11 protein-coding genes and 2 tRNA genes are annotated in these 13,330 nt (G+C 55.6%); 3 read left to right on the forward strand and 10 right to left on the reverse strand.

The window, feature by feature from the left end; genetic code table 11:
- Positions 1-58 precede the first annotated feature (58 nt).
- Together AAGW23_RS06710 and AAGW23_RS06715 are read left to right on the forward strand one after the other, a co-directional pair.
- The gene (locus tag AAGW23_RS06710; RefSeq protein ID WP_342405663.1) at positions 59-1,900 is read left to right on the forward strand and encodes an ATP-dependent nuclease; all 1,842 of its coding nucleotides are present in this window, start codon (positions 59-61) and stop codon (positions 1,898-1,900) included.
- Positions 1,897-3,660, forward strand: a complete 1,764-nt coding sequence (locus AAGW23_RS06715) for an ATP-dependent helicase (RefSeq protein ID WP_342405665.1) — start codon at positions 1,897-1,899, stop codon at positions 3,658-3,660. The genes AAGW23_RS06710 and AAGW23_RS06715 overlap by 4 nt, the downstream gene beginning before the upstream one ends.
- Positions 3,661-4,058: 398 nt before the next feature.
- Here the strand turns inward: AAGW23_RS06715 and AAGW23_RS06720 are convergent.
- The 10 genes from AAGW23_RS06720 to AAGW23_RS06765 all read right to left on the reverse strand — a co-directional run bounded on the left by AAGW23_RS06720 (position 4,059) and on the right by AAGW23_RS06765 (position 11,871).
- Positions 4,059-4,135, reverse strand: a tRNA-Pro gene (locus AAGW23_RS06720).
- A gap of 80 nt (positions 4,136-4,215) precedes the next feature.
- Complete coding sequence (locus AAGW23_RS06725) at positions 4,216-4,572, reverse strand: MerR family transcriptional regulator (protein ID WP_025242142.1); 357 nt, start codon at positions 4,570-4,572, stop codon at positions 4,216-4,218.
- Positions 4,553-4,855: an integration host factor subunit alpha gene (gene ihfA, locus AAGW23_RS06730; RefSeq protein ID WP_003282572.1), complete on the reverse strand. Its 303-nt coding sequence runs from the start codon at positions 4,853-4,855 to the stop codon at positions 4,553-4,555. Before ihfA ends, AAGW23_RS06725 begins: the two co-directional genes overlap by 20 nt.
- Positions 4,856-4,858: 3 nt before the next feature.
- Complete coding sequence (gene pheT / locus AAGW23_RS06735) at positions 4,859-7,237, reverse strand: phenylalanine--tRNA ligase subunit beta (protein ID WP_342405676.1); 2,379 nt, start codon at positions 7,235-7,237, stop codon at positions 4,859-4,861.
- 37 nt (positions 7,238-7,274) lie between these two features.
- Positions 7,275-8,291: a phenylalanine--tRNA ligase subunit alpha gene (gene pheS / locus AAGW23_RS06740; protein WP_342405677.1), complete on the reverse strand. Its 1,017-nt coding sequence runs from the start codon at positions 8,289-8,291 to the stop codon at positions 7,275-7,277.
- A gap of 165 nt (positions 8,292-8,456) precedes the next feature.
- Entirely contained in the window at positions 8,457-8,813 is a 357-nt protein-coding gene (gene rplT / locus AAGW23_RS06745) for a 50S ribosomal protein L20 (RefSeq protein WP_019339387.1), read from the reverse strand.
- A gap of 27 nt (positions 8,814-8,840) precedes the next feature.
- Positions 8,841-9,035: a 50S ribosomal protein L35 gene (gene rpmI, locus AAGW23_RS06750; RefSeq protein WP_019339386.1), complete on the reverse strand. Its 195-nt coding sequence runs from the start codon at positions 9,033-9,035 to the stop codon at positions 8,841-8,843.
- A gap of 62 nt (positions 9,036-9,097) precedes the next feature.
- Complete coding sequence (gene infC / locus AAGW23_RS06755) at positions 9,098-9,649, reverse strand: translation initiation factor IF-3 (RefSeq protein WP_019339385.1); 552 nt, start codon at positions 9,647-9,649, stop codon at positions 9,098-9,100.
- Entirely contained in the window at positions 9,649-11,571 is a 1,923-nt protein-coding gene (gene thrS, locus AAGW23_RS06760; protein WP_342405683.1) for a threonine--tRNA ligase, read from the reverse strand. The genes infC and thrS overlap by 1 nt, the downstream gene beginning before the upstream one ends.
- 223 nt (positions 11,572-11,794) lie before the next feature.
- Positions 11,795-11,871, reverse strand: a tRNA-Val gene (locus AAGW23_RS06765).
- Positions 11,872-12,042: 171 nt separating this feature from the next.
- Here AAGW23_RS06765 and AAGW23_RS06770 point away from each other — a divergent pair.
- Positions 12,043-13,326, forward strand: a complete 1,284-nt coding sequence (locus AAGW23_RS06770) for an FAD-binding oxidoreductase (protein WP_342405684.1) — start codon at positions 12,043-12,045, stop codon at positions 13,324-13,326.
- Positions 13,327-13,330: the final 4 nt, after the last annotated feature.

Consider the following 13,330-nt stretch of genomic DNA (forward strand, 5'->3'; position numbering starts at 1 on the left):
TTGCCATGTCTGCATCTGAGTTCTGCGAGCACCCAGCATCTATGGAAGGAATGTCTAAATGCGGCTGACCCGAATCACGATAAAGAACTTCAGAAACTTCAAGCACCTCGACGTGCATTTAGGCCAGCATGCTGTCGTCCTAGGCGAGAACAAGGTAGGCAAGACGAATCTGCTATTCGGCCTACGAATGATCTTGGATCCGACTCTCCCTGACTCAGCTCGAAGGCTGCGTCTTGATGATTTTTGGGATGGCCTGCCCAGGCCGCTGAAGGCCGATGATGCCATCGAAGTTTCTGTAGAGTTCAGCGACTTCGAAGGCAGCGAAGAGCTGCTAGCAGTTCTCGCCGACCACCTGATCCGACCCTCGCCCATGGTGGCGAAGATCACGTACCGCTTCCAACCCATCGCGGGCATTGATCGAGCGCCACGCAGTGAAGCGGATTATGAGTTTGTGCTCTTTGGCGGTAATCGCCCAGAGAACTCGGTCGGTTACGAATTGAGACGCTGGATGCCAATGGACCTATTCCCCGCACTTCGTGACGCGGAGTCGGACCTTGCTCGGTGGACGCGCTCCCCGCTGCGGCCTCTGCTGGATCGAGCGGCGCAGACCATTGACGAGGAAGAGTTAAAAGCTATCGCCGAAGAGGTGCATACAACGACATCAAGGATTGCTGCTTTGCCCGAGCTCGCTGATGTGGTGAAGCAGGTCAACGGCCAGCTCACAACAATGATCGGTGAAAAGCACACGATCGAAACGGCACTGGGCTTTGCGCCAACGGAGCCTGAACGGTTGCTCCGCGCACTGCAGATGATGATCGATGGTGGCAAACGAAGGATTGCAGAGGCAAGCCTAGGCTCCGCAAACGTGCTTTATCTAGCGTTGAAGCACTTGGAGCATCAGTACCTGGTGGAAGAAGGAGAAAGGCAACACACATTTCTGGCGATCGAAGAGCCCGAGGCACACCTGCACCCACACCTGCAACGCCTGATCTACCGAAACTACCTGAAGACGCGCGATGAGGAGGAGCAAGGTCGGGAGTTGCGCAGCATCCTGCTGACAACGCACTCGCCCAACGTCGCCAGCGTTGCCCCGCTCACCAACGTCGTAGTACTAAAAAATGTCCCCAAGGAAGGCCATACGGTTGCTCGATCACTCACGGGGATCAAACTCAAAAAGGCTGACCGAGAGGACCTCGAGCGCTACATCGATATCACGCGCGGTGAGTTGTTCTTTTCGAAGGGCGTCATCCTGGTAGAAGGCGATGCAGAAAAATTTCTTCTGCCTACTCTGGCCAAGCTGTACGACAAGACCTTCGATCTCGATGCCATGGGCATAACCGTTTGCTCGATCGCCGGAACCAATTTCGCTCCGTACGTGAAACTACTCGGCCCCCAAGGGCTCGACATCCCATTCGCCGTGCTCACTGACTTTGACCCGAAGGGAACAGAAGTAAGCCAGGAAGACGACGATCCGGAATGTAAGGGTGTGACTGACAACTACGGGGAGAACCGCGTGGTAAACCACATCATGCAGGGAGTGCTCCCCGAAGCCCAGTGGGCCGAACTCGAATTTGAAGAGATTCTCGAACTCGCCACGCAGTATGGCATTTTCCTTAATGAGTTCACCTTCGAGATCGATGTCTTCAAGGCTGGTGCCGAAGAGCACTTCCAGAAAGCCGCCCTTGCACTGTCAACCAACAAGAAGATGCACGCTCGCTTCAAGGAGCTGGCTGATGACCCTACGACCTTGGATGAGAAGCAGTTCCTCAAAGACATCGACTCTATCGGAAAAGGACGGTTTGCCCAGCGATTAGCCTCAGTACTGCTCGCGGCAAATGCTGATGTATGTCCCGACTACGTCAAAGATGCCTTGGAATACTTGAGGGAAAAATTGGGATGAATACCGCCAAACCCGCCTATCTCGTTGCTGCTGAGGATCTGCGCGGTAACGAGGATCAATGGAGTGCCTACGAGTCGACAGGCAACTGCGCCATCCTGGCTGGGCCTGGCAGCGGTAAGACCAAGACCATCACAGTCAAGATCGCAAGGTTGCTCGCGGAGACTGTGCGTCGCCCGCAACGCATCGCCTGCATCACCTTTAGCAACGCCTGTGTCGGCGAGCTGAGATCGAGATTGAACAAGCTCAGTGTTGACGATGGATATCGCATTCTTATCTCCACCGTACACTCGTTCTGCCTGACGGAGCTAGTCCTACCTTACGCAGCAATGGCCGGTGTTGCCGTCCCGGACCCGTTGAAAGTAGCAACACCAGCAGACTCTCGCAGGCTTTTCGGTGCGGCTTACAACTCAGTGTGCGGCGGAAACCCAAGCAGCTCATTTCGCACATCGTGCGATAAGTTACGACGTACCATTCCAGATCGAGACTCTGACGAATGGAAAGCGTGGACTACGCGCGAGACACGAGTTGTCAAAGCCTATGAAGACCTGCTCCTGGCAAGGGGCCTGATCGACTTCGACGGCATAGTGCTCGCTGGCCTAGAACTGATCGAGAAACACGAGTGGGTGCGCAGTGCCATACGAGCGAAATATCCCGTCGTGGTGATAGACGAATATCAGGATCTCGGCCTACCACTACACCGCATTGTGCTGGCATTGCTCGATGCGGGGGGCAGGATCATTGCCGTAGGTGACCCGGATCAATCGATCTATGGGTTTACCGGCGCCAATCCGGCCCTGCTAAAAAACCTTGCACAGGACAGGCGTATGGAGGCCATTACACTCCGATTGAACTACCGCTGCGCTGATCGAATCATTACAGCATCAAGGTCACTCTTTCCCGACCGCGCAGACTTCCAATCTCATGACGACAGGCAAGGTGAAATTCGCATTCACAAGTTGGAGCGCGACCTCTCGGGGCAGGCAAAGTATGCGCTCGAAACGCTGGTGCCAGCTCTACTCGACGCCAACCCGACCTGGACATCAGGCGACATAGCCCTGCTGTATAGATCTATGGCTGAGGGTAAGCAAATCGCCCTGGTGGCTGATCGTTTGCATATGCGCTACTTTCGCCTCGACAACGGGTCGCCGATCAAGCGCTCACGTTTCACAGAGTGGCTGACGGAGGCTGCGCAATGGTGCGCGGGCGGATGGACAACAGGGCAAGTGCAACTTTCGCAGCTGCTCAAATCCTGGCAACGAATGCAACGTTCAGGGAAAAGCGAGGCCCAGTGGCTCGCGTCTCGCAAGCGGCTGATTGCAGCGCTTTTCTCACTACGGGATGGCCATCTACCTCTTCATAAGTGGCTGAAATCGCTAGATAACGCTATTCTCGACGAAATGCTGCGCAGCGAACCAGGTCTGAGCGATGAAGTCGACATTCTCGCTGAGCTTATCGACGAAGCCGATGCAGGCGGAGCGCTGGAAGAGTTCACTGTCGAGATTTTCGGCAACCAGGGAAAGAGCCCAGATCAGATTAACCTGATGACACTTCACAGTTCGAAAGGGCTGGAGTTTCAGGCTGTCCTCATGCTCGGACTTGAGGAAGGTGTGTTCCCAAGCAAATACGATAAGACGCTCGAGCAGCTGGATGAGTCCACACGCTTGTTTTACGTAGGGGTGACTCGCGCCAAAGCCCAGGTCCACCTGACGTTCGACACCAAAGAGTCCTCACTGATCAGCAGAATTCGGACAGCGACATAAAGACCCTCGATCTGGCACAGCTAGCCAAACAAACAGACCAATGAAAATGATTACCCCGAGCGCCGCGACCTGTCGCCCCAAGCAAGCCGGTGGAATCCTTTGTATGTGGCTGGCAGCGGACGCAGGTGGTCTTGTGAGCCGTATTGTCACACTTACCCGTTACCTCATGGCTCGCACGCAAGCTGCTGAATGCCAACGACAGCGCCAGCTTTCAAACAGCTAACCAGCCTAAGCCTTCGCGGGTCGATGAGATTGAGCGCATCCGCCTCGCACTGCTAAGCCAATCTCAATTGGCAACCAATTGGCAACCAGAAAGCTATTTTTACGCAGGCGGCTGAAAACCATCAGGCATAAAAAAATCCAGTCACCGCTAAGTGACTGGATTTTCTAGGGATTTTTGGTCGGGACGGAGTGATTCGAACACTCGACCCCTTGCACCCCATGCAAGTGCGCTACCAGGCTGCGCTACGCCCCGACAATGCCTTCAGCTCTGCTGAAAGCGAATCGAACTATACACTAAGCGACTGAATATGTGAAAGTTTTTATGCCAGGCATTTAATTTTTAAGCACCTGAAGCACATCCTCAAGCTCGGTGATCATCTGCCGAATAAGCTGCTTATATTGGGTCGTATCCTCACGTGCCTCATCACCTGACATCCGCTGGCGAGCCCCACCAATCGTAAAGCCCTGCTCGTAAAGCAACGAGCGAATCTGCCGGATCATCAGCACGTCCTGGCGCTGATAATAGCGTCGATTACCACGACGCTTCACAGGGTTCAGCTGGGGAAACTCCTGCTCCCAATAGCGCAACACGTGCGGTTTTACAGCACACAGCTCGCTAACTTCACCGATGGTGAAATAGCGCTTGCCAGGTATCGTTGGCAGTTCGTCGTTATGACTTGGTTCCAGCATAGGCTTCGACTCTGGCTTTAAGTTTTTGCCCTGGCCGGAATGTCACGACACGACGCGCCGTGATCGGAATTTCCTCACCGGTTTTCGGGTTGCGCCCTGGGCGCTGTCGCTTGTCGCGCAGGTCGAAGTTGCCGAAACCGGACAACTTCACCTGCTCGTTATGCTCGAGCGCCTGTCGGATTTCCTCGAAAAACAGTTCGACCAGCTCCTTGGCCTCGCGCTTATTCAAGCCTAGCTCTTCATATAGACGTTCCGCCATTTCAGCTTTCGTCAGAGCCCCCATACGCTATTTCCTTAACGTGGCGTTGAACCTTTCTTCCAGGGAGGAGAGGATTTGCTGCATAGCACCACTCACCTCATCGTCGTTTAGAGTGCGCGAAGGGTGTTGCCAGGTCAAGCCGACTGCCACACTTTTGCTAAGAGGATCAATACCTTTACCTTGGTACACATCAAATAGCTTGAGGTCCGTCAGGTTCTCGCCTGCCGCGCCGCGAATGCATAGCAACACGTCGTCAGCCGGGATATCACGCGCCACCAAGATGGCCAGATCACGGCGCACCTCAGGGAAGCGAGACAGTTCACTGAAGCGCGGCAGTCGGCCTTCACTGATCTCAGATACGAGCAGCTCGAACAGATAGACCGGCTGATCGATTCCCAGCGTCGCAGCCAATTCCGGATGAAGACTCCCGATATAACCAACCAAGCGCCCATCCCGCTCGATTCGAGCCGTCTGACCGGGGTGCAGGGCTGGATGTTCAGCAGCGACAAACCCATACGAGACAGCATCGCCGGCAAAACCAAGCAAGGCCTCGACGTCGGCTTTCATGTCATAGAAGTCTGCGGCTGCTCGTTCATTGCTCCAGGCCTCTGGCAGGCGGCTCCCAGTAATGGCGCCCGCCAGCATCGACTCCTGCATCAACGCGCCCAGCTGGCCGACGAAACGCAGCCCGGTTTCGAACAGCCGTATGCGCGTTTGCTGACGATTGAGGTTGTACTGCAGCGCCTTGATCAACCCCGGCCAGAGCGTGGCGCGCATCGCCGCCATGTCCGAGGAAATCGGGTTGGCCAGCTGCAGCGGCTCGACACCAGGGCTGAACAGCTCGAACATTTTCGGATCGATAAAGCTGTATGTGATTGCTTCCTGGTAGCCACGAGCGACTAGCAACCGGCGCAAGGCGGGCAGTCCAGCGAGCGATTCAGGGCTGGCCTCCGGCGCGAGTCGTGCCTGGGGGTAGCGAACCGGCAAGCGATCGTAGCCATACAGGCGCCCCAACTCCTCGATCAGATCCACCTCTAGACTGATGTCGAATCGGTGACTGGGCACGCTGATTTCCCAAGAATCTGGACTCAGCTCAACTACCCCAAGCCCCAGGGCCGACAACAGACAGACGACCTGATCGGCCGCCATGTTCAACCCGAGCATCTGCTCGATTCGATCCTTGCGCAGCAGGATTGGGGGAACAGTCGGAAGATCGACTTCACTGGCAGCTTCGATGACAGGGCCTGCGCTGCCACCCACAACCTCCAACAATAGCGCAGTAGCCCGCTCCAGGGCTCGACGTGCCAACTGAGAATCAACCCCGCGCTCGTAACGATGCGACGCATCGGTGTGCAAGCCGTAGGAGCGAGCCTTGCCGGCGAGCGCAATGGTGTCGAAAAAGGCGCTCTCAAGGAACAGATCTTGAGTCGAGCCGCTGACACCGCTGTGCTCACCGCCCATCACACCCGCAATCGCCAGGGCGCGTTGATGGTCAGCGATGACCAGCGTATCGCTCCGCAATGTTACTTCCTGCCCGTCGAGCAATACGATCTTTTCCTGCTCCTCTGCCATCCTCACCCTGATTCCGCCATTGATTTCGGCTAAATCGAAGGCATGCAGCGGCTGGCCAAGCTCGAGCATTACATAGTTGGTGACGTCCACCACCGCGTCAATATTGCGGATATCGGAGCGACGCAACCGCTCGACCATCCACAGCGGCGTAGATCGCGACAGGTCAACGTTACGAATTACGCGCCCGAGATAGCGCGGACAGGCTTTCGGCGCGAGCACCTCTACGGGGCGCACCTCATCATGGCTCGGGGGCACGGCAGCGATTTCGACCACGGTTACTGCTGCGTCATAGATCGCGCCAACTTCGCGTGCAAGCCCAGCGATTGAGAGGCAATCGCCACGGTTCGGCGTCAGCCCTATCTCGATGCTCGCATCGTCCAGACCGAGATATGATCGCAGATCGCTACCAATCGGAGCGTCGTTAGCTAACTCCATCAGTCCACTGTCATCGGTACCGATCTGCAATTCGGTTTCCGAGCAGAGCATGCCGTTGGACTCGACGCCGCGAAGCTTCGCTTTCTTAATCTTGAAGTCACCCGGTAGTTGGGCGCCAATCATCGCGAAGGGGACCTTCAGACCAGCGCGAACGTTCGGCGCGCCGCAGACCACCTGCAACACCTCACGTCCATTACTGACCTGGCACACCCGCAGCTTGTCTGCATCGGGATGCTGTTCGGCTGTCACCACCTCACCCACGACAACGCCGCTAAACTCGCCGGCGACCGGGACGACCGCGTCAACTTCAAGGCCCACCATTGATAGCCGGGCCACCAGTTCCTCACTGGAAACCTGCGGATTGACCCACGTACGCAACCACTGCTCGCTGAATTTCATCCTGCTCTCCTAATGATTCTTTGACTGGACTCTGAACCTAGCGAAATTGCGCCAGAAACCTCAGGTCGTTATCGAAGAACAGGCGTAAGTCGTTGACGCCATATCGCAACATGGCAAGCCGCTCGGCTCCCATACCGAATGCGAAGCCTTGGTACTTTTCTGGATCAATACCGGACATGCGCAGCACGTTTGGATGCACCATGCCGCAGCCCATCACCTCAAGCCAGCCGGTATGCTTGCAGACGCGACAACCTTTACCGCTGCACATCACACATTGCATGTCCACTTCAGCCGACGGCTCGGTGAAAGGGAAGAACGACGGCCGAAAACGTACGCCCAATGGCTTCTCAAAAAACACTCTCAAAAACTGCTCAATTGTGCCCTTCAGGTCAGCAAAGCTGATGCCCTCGTCGACCAGTAAGCCCTCGACCTGGTGAAACATAGGCGAATGAGTGATATCCGAGTCACATCGGTAGACACGCCCGGGACAGACTATACGAATGGGCGGCTGCTGCGACTCCATCGTGCGGACCTGAACTGGCGAGGTATGGGTACGCAACAGCATGTTGGCGTTGAAGTAAAAGGTGTCATGCATCGCCCGCGCTGGGTGATGGCCGGGGATATTGAGCGCTTCAAAGTTGTGGTAGTCGTCTTCGACCTCCGGCCCTTCGGCAACGCTATAGCCGATATGACTGAAGAACTGCTCGATCCGCTCTAGCGTACGCGTCACCGGATGCAGCCCGCCGGAGGCCTCTCCACGGCCGGGTAATGTCACATCGATCCGCTCAGCAGCGAGCTTGGCGCTCAGTGCAGCTTGCTCAAGTCCAGCCTTCTTGGCATTCAACTCATCCTGAACACGGCTCTTCGCTGCGTTGATGAGCGCACCGGCCTTTGGGCGCTCTTCCGCAGACAATTTACCCAGGGTCTGCATGACCTGAGTCAGCTCGCCTTTCTTGCCGAGATACTGAACCCGGATCTGCTCCAGGGCGGTGATGTCTTGACTATGTTGCACCGCCTCAAGCGCTTGCGAGACCAGTGCATCCAGGTTTTCCATGTACAACCTCCAGAGGTTCTTGCAGAACCGCACCAGGCGATCAGCTTGGGCTTTACGCGACGTGCACTTTTGCAAATGCCCCTTCAGATACGAAATAGGGGAAGAGCACAAGGCTCTTCCCCTATCGGTGACGCTACGAATCCGAAGATTCGATTGTCGATGGGCTTAGGCCAGAGAAGCTTTGGCTTTTTCGACAATCGCAGCGAAAGCTGCTTTTTCATTCACTGCCAATTCGGCAAGAACCTTACGGTCAATCTCGATGGCCGCTTTCTTCAGGCCAGCGATGAAACGGCTGTAAGACAGACCGTTTACACGAGCACCAGCATTGATACGAGCGATCCACAGAGCGCGGAACTGACGCTTCCGCTGACGGCGGTCACGGTAGGCATACTGGCCAGCCTTGATCACCGCTTGCTTGGCAACGCGGAACACGCGCGAACGAGCGCCGTAGTAGCCTTTAGCGAGTTTCAGAATTTTCTTGTGACGGCGACGAGCGACGACGCCACGCTTAACACGAGCCATGAGTTATTCCTCTGAGTCTTGACCGAATTAACGAACGCGCAGCATGCGCTCTACTTTTGCATTGTCAGACGGGTGCATCAGAGATGTACCACGCAGCTGACGCTTACGCTTGGTAGACATTTTGGTCAGGATGTGGCTCTTGAAAGCGTGCTTGTGCTTGTAGCCATTCGCCGTTTTTTTGAAGCGCTTCGCAGCGCCACTTTTAGTCTTCATCTTTGGCATGTTCGGTACTCCACAGTGTGGGTGATTTCAAATAACCGCAAGGCCTGCCAGTGCCCTGGTGGTTACTTCTTCTTCTTGGGAGCGATGACCATGATCAGCTGGCGTCCTTCCATCTTTGGATGCTGTTCGACCGAGCCGTATTCAGCCAGGTCACCTTCGACCCGCTTCAACAGTTCCATCCCCAGCTCCTGATGGGCCATCTCACGACCGCGGAATCTCAACGAAACCTTGGCCCTGTCCCCGTCACTCAGGAAACGTACCAGGTTGCGTAGCTTGACCTGGTAGTCGCCCTCTTCCGTCCCTGGACGAAACTTTACTTCTTTAACTTGGATCTGCTTCTGATTCTTCTTCGCTGCAGCGACCTGCTTCTTCTTTTCAAAGAGGTGCTTGCCGTAATCCATGATCCGGCATACAGGAGGAACGGCATCGGCGGAAATTTCCACCAGATCCAATTTGGCTTCTTCAGCTATACGAAGCGCTTCATCAATCGAGACGATGCCAACCTGCTCGCCATCAGCACCAATCAAACGGACCTCACGAGCCGAGATATTCTCGTTGATCGGGGCCTTGGGTGCAGCTCGTTTATCCTGTCTCATTTCACGCTTAATAGTCATTACTCCAATTCTTGGCGACCACGCCGGGAAACCGCTTGTGCCAGCAACTGCGTGAAGTCATCCAAGGGCATGGAGCCCAGATCAACGCCTTCACGGGTGCGCACAGCAACGGCTCGTGTCTCTACTTCCCTGTCTCCAATAACCAAGAGATAGGGAACCTTGAGCAAGGTATGCTCGCGGATTTTAAAGCCGATCTTTTCGTTTCTCAAGTCAGACTTGGCACGGAAGCCGCTTTGACTGAGTGTTTTCTCCACATCAAGAGCGAAATCCGCCTGCTTGTCAGTGATATTCATCACCACAGCTTGCGTCGGAGCCAACCAGGCCGGGAAAGCACCCTCATAGTGCTCGATCAAGATACCGATAAAGCGCTCGAACGAACCTAGAATCGCGCGATGCAGCATGACCGGCGTTTTTCGGCTGTTATCCTCCGCAACATAGCTCGCATCGAGACGCTGGGGCATGTTCGGATCGTACTGCAAGGTACCGCACTGCCAGGAACGCCCTAAGCAGTCGAGCAACGTAAACTCGATCTTCGGGCCGTAGAAGGCGCCCTCACCCGGCAAATACTCCCAAGGCAAACCGGCCGCGTCCAGCGCACCCGCCAACGCAGCTTCGGCGCGATCCCAGAACGCATCGTCTCCGACACGCTTCTCAGGGCGCGTTGACAGCTTTAGCTTGATGTCACTGAAGCCGAAATCAGCATAGACCTGCATGGTCAGCTTGATGAAATCAGCTGCCTCGGCACTGACCTGCTCTTCAGTACAGAAGATGTGCGCGTCATCCTGAGTAAAACCACGAACGCGCATGATCCCGTGCAGCGCACCGGAGGGCTCATTGCGATGGCAGGAGCCAAACTCAGCAAGACGCAGCGGCAACTCTCGGTAACTCTTGAGCCCCTGATTGAACACCTGAACGTGGCAGGGACAGTTCATCGGCTTGATCGCGTAATCGCGGCTTTCCGACTCAGTGGTAAACATGTTTTCCGCGTAGTTGCCCCAGTGCCCGGACTTCTCCCACAGACTGCGATCCACAACTTGCGGTGTTTTGATCTCCTGATAGCCGTTCACACGCTGCACACCGCGCATGTACTGCTCAAGCACCTGATAGATTGTCCAGCCATTCGGGTGCCAAAACACCATGCCCGGAGCCTCTTCCTGGGTATGGAAGAGATCAAGACGCTTGCCGATCTTGCGATGGTCGCGCTTTTCAGCCTCTTCAATGCGCTGAATGTAAGCCGCGAGCTGCTTCTTGTCCGCCCATGCAGTGCCATAAACGCGCTGGAGCTGTTCATTTTTCGCATCGCCACGCCAATAGGCGCCGGACAGCTTGGTCAGCTTGAAGGATTTGAGGAAACGGGTGTTAGGCACATGAGGACCACGACACATGTCGACGTATTCTTCGTGGTAATACAACCCCATTGCCTGCTCATCGGGCATGTCCTCAACCAGACGCAGTTTATAGTCCTCCCCGCGCGACTGGAAAACACTGATCACTTCTTCACGCGGCGTAACCTTCTTGATCACGTCGTAGTCAGTGTCGATCAGCTCTTTCATACGCTGCTCGATTGCAGCCATGTCGTCCGGCGTGAACGGCCGTTCGAAAGCGATATCGTAATAGAAGCCCTCGGCGATGACCGGGCCGATAACCATCTTCGCGGTAGGATAGAGTTGCTTGACTGCGTGCCCAACCAGATGTGCGCATGAGTGACGAATGATCTCCAGCCCCTCGTCATCCTTCGGAGTGATGATCTGCAGACTCGCATCGCGCTCAATCAGATCACAAGCATCGACCAATCGACCGTCTACCTTGCCCGCAAGGGTAGCCTTGGCGAGACCTGCGCCAATTGACTGAGCTACCTCAGCCACGGAAACGGGATGATCGAATGAACGCTGACTACCGTCAGGAAGAGTGATTATGGGCATGGCGCCTCCTCTCCTAGTGGTGACCCCTACCAAAGGCCACGTGGGTTGGGATGAGCCAGGAAAGCGACCCCTCGAATAACCTGCCGCACAGTGGCAGGAGCCTAAGCTGATCAATAGGGATCGAAGTCACTGGAGATATACGGAGCACGGATGCTTTCAGAAAGCCGCCGCACTGACAAGCAAGGCATAAAAAAAGGGTCGCAAACGCGACCCTTTTCGGAATTGGTAGGCACAATTGGATTCGAACCAACGACCCCCACCATGTCAAGGTGGTGCTCTAACCAACTGAGCTATGTGCCTCCGATGGACGCGCATTCTAGAGATTCGCCTGGGAGAGTCAAGCGCTTTTTTCGCCAAGCTACTGATATTCGTAATTTTTGTATAAGCAGGCCGTAAGCTGTCGTTGCTATGGCGCTCTGCCGCGCTCTCGCGATAGCATCTGCGTAAAGTATTTTAAACGGGACAGCCAGAATGTCGCACACACCTTACCCCGCCTCCTACTATGCTGCCTCGGCAAATCCGGCACCTGCTCGCGACCATCTGAGTGGAGATACCGAGACTGACGTTTGCATAATCGGTGCCGGCTATACCGGACTGTCGACTGCGTTATTTCTTCTCGAGTACGGCTTTCGGGTCGTCGTGCTTGAGGCCGCTAAGGTTGGCTTCGGCGCATCGGGACGCAACGGCGGTCAAATCGTCAATAGTTACAGCCGTGATATAGACACTGTCGAGCGCAGCTCTGACTCAGAAACTGCGCGGTTGATCGGAGCCATGGCGTTCGAGGGTGGCCGCATCATCCGCGAGCGGGTGGCGCGTTATGGCATCAATTGCGACTTGAAAAGCGGAGGAGTATTCGCCGCATTCAATGCCAAGCAGATGCATCACCTCGAATCACAGAAAGCCCTCTGGGAGCGTTACGGCTACGATCAACTCGAGATGCTTGATCAAGGCGGCATCAGAAACGTCGTAGCGTGCGAGCGATACACTGGCGGGATGCTGGACCACGGCGGTGGCCATATCCATCCTCTCAACCTCGCACTAGGCGAAGCTGCAGCCGTCGAATCGCTCGGCGGAGTCATATACGAACAAACGCCGGCAGTCCGGATTGATAGAGGAAGCCGTCCGCGGGTCCATACACAGCACGGCCAGGTATCGGCGAAGTTCGTTGTCGTTGCGGGAAATGCCTATCTCGGAGCACTGGTTCCGGAACTGGCAGCCAAATCCATGCCCTGCGGCACTCAGGTCATCGCTACAGAACCTCTCGACGCCGAGCTTGCTGCAGCCCTCCTCCCCCAGGACTACTGCGTGGAAGACTGCAACTACCTGCTTGACTACTTTCGCCTATCTGCGGACAAGCGATTGATCTATGGAGGCGGAGTGGTCTACGGCGCTAGGGATCCGTCCGATATTGATTCGATAGTCCGACCGAAAATGCTCAAGACCTTCCCACAACTGCGAGACGTCAAGACAGAGTTCGCCTGGACAGGCAACTTTCTGATGACGTTGTCGCGCCTGCCGCAGGTCGGCCGCCTTGGAGACAATATCTATTACTCTCAGGGATGCAGCGGACACGGCGTGACCTACACCCATGTAGCAGGGAAAGTTATAGCCGAAGCGCTACGAGGGCAGGCCGAGCGCTTTGATGCCTTTGCCAGCTTGCCGCACTACCCCTTTCCTGGCGGACAGACATTCAGCGCGCCATTGAGCGCTCTCGGGGCTCTCTATTACAGCCTGCGCGACAGATTGGGCTTTTGAGCGT

It is taken from the genome of Stutzerimonas chloritidismutans, assembly GCF_038562055.1.
Lineage (GTDB): Bacteria > Pseudomonadota > Gammaproteobacteria > Pseudomonadales > Pseudomonadaceae > Stutzerimonas > Stutzerimonas chloritidismutans_A.

Excerpts from the sequence above, each read along its gene's own strand:
- AAGW23_RS06710 (WP_342405663.1), top strand. The coding sequence starts at position 59 with ATGCGGCTGACCCGAATCACGATAAAGAACTTCAGAAACTTCAAGCAC.
- AAGW23_RS06715 (WP_342405665.1), top strand. The coding sequence starts at position 1,897 with ATGAATACCGCCAAACCCGCCTATCTCGTTGCTGCTGAGGATCTGCGC.
- AAGW23_RS06725 (WP_025242142.1), bottom strand. The coding sequence starts at position 4,572 with ATGCTGGAACCAAGTCATAACGACGAACTGCCAACGATACCTGGCAAG.
- ihfA (WP_003282572.1), bottom strand. The coding sequence starts at position 4,855 with ATGGGGGCTCTGACGAAAGCTGAAATGGCGGAACGTCTATATGAAGAG.
- pheT (WP_342405676.1), bottom strand. The coding sequence starts at position 7,237 with ATGAAATTCAGCGAGCAGTGGTTGCGTACGTGGGTCAATCCGCAGGTT.
- pheS (WP_342405677.1), bottom strand. The coding sequence starts at position 8,291 with ATGGAAAACCTGGATGCACTGGTCTCGCAAGCGCTTGAGGCGGTGCAA.
- rplT (WP_019339387.1), bottom strand. The coding sequence starts at position 8,813 with ATGGCTCGTGTTAAGCGTGGCGTCGTCGCTCGTCGCCGTCACAAGAAA.
- rpmI (WP_019339386.1), bottom strand. The coding sequence starts at position 9,035 with ATGCCAAAGATGAAGACTAAAAGTGGCGCTGCGAAGCGCTTCAAAAAA.
- infC (WP_019339385.1), bottom strand. The coding sequence starts at position 9,649 with ATGACTATTAAGCGTGAAATGAGACAGGATAAACGAGCTGCACCCAAG.
- thrS (WP_342405683.1), bottom strand. The coding sequence starts at position 11,571 with ATGCCCATAATCACTCTTCCTGACGGTAGTCAGCGTTCATTCGATCAT.
- AAGW23_RS06770 (WP_342405684.1), top strand. The coding sequence starts at position 12,043 with ATGTCGCACACACCTTACCCCGCCTCCTACTATGCTGCCTCGGCAAAT.